Here is a 1,013-nt window from a genome sequence, read left to right on the forward strand (position 1 = left end):
CGCCATCTGCGACGCCATCCGGCCGAACCGGGTGCCGGTGCCGACGATGATGGCGTCGTAATTGACGAGATCTTCGACCTTCGCGACGGGCGCCGCCTGATCGAGCTTGTAATGCGAGGCTTTTGCCACGGCTTCGGGCACAAGCTCCGGCACGCGCTTGATATCGACCGTGGCGCCGGCTTCGCGCGCGCCTTCGGCGACGGCGTTGGCCATGGTCTCGATGTGGCCGTAGGTGGAATGATAGAGAACGAGAACTTTTGCCATGATGGGCTCCGTGTGGTTGGGTTTGTGAGAAGGAAAAACGGAAGTCGTCATGGCCGGGCAAAAGCGCGAAGCTCGTCTTTGCGCTAGATGTCCCGGTCATCTACGTCTTGTTGGTCCGTCAGGAAATCGTGGATGCCCGGCACAGGGCCGGGCATGACGAGTTTGTTGGTTACGCCGCGTCGACCAGCACGAGCTCCGAATCTTCCAGCGCGGTGATCTTCAGCCGCGTTTCGTCCGAGATCGCGACGCCATCGCGGGCGTTGACGAACACGCCGTTGACTTCGACGCTACCGACGGCCGGCACCAGATAGAGATTGCGGGCCTTGTCGGACGCATACTCAGCGCTTTCGCCGGCCTTCAGCGTGGTGGCGAGCACCCGCGCATCGGCACGGATCGGCAGCGCATCATTGTCGGCCGCAAAGCCGCTGGCGATGGTGACGAATTTTCCCGACCGGTCCGACTTCGGAAACGGCTTGGCGCCCCAGGTCGGCTGACCGCCCTGCGTCGTCGGTTCGATCCAGATCTGGAAGATCTTCGTCCTGGTCGGTTCCAGATTGTATTCGGAGTGACGCACGCCGCTGCCCGCACTCATCACCTGCACGTCGCCCGCTTCGGTGCGGCCCTCGTTGCCGAGGCTGTCCTGATGGGTGATCGCGCCTTCGCGGACATAGGTGATGATCTCCATGTTGGCATGGGGATGCGCGGGAAAGCCGCTGTTCGGCGCGATCTCGTCGTCGTTCCACACCCGC

General features: G+C 62.9%; 2 protein-coding genes. Both read right to left on the reverse strand.

Going from position 1 to position 1,013, the window contains the following annotated elements:
• Positions 1 to 264, reverse strand: a 264-nt coding sequence (wrbA, locus tag Q7U29_RS26515; RefSeq protein ID WP_304746405.1) for an NAD(P)H:quinone oxidoreductase, incomplete at its 3' end; no start/stop codon positions are given.
• 169 nt (positions 265 to 433) lie between these two features.
• The coding region (locus Q7U29_RS26520; protein ID WP_304746406.1) for a pirin family protein at positions 434 to 1,013 on the reverse strand (580 nt) is incomplete at its 5' end.

The organism is Bradyrhizobium sp., from assembly GCF_030654605.1.
Classification (GTDB): Bacteria; Pseudomonadota; Alphaproteobacteria; order Rhizobiales; family Xanthobacteraceae; genus Bradyrhizobium.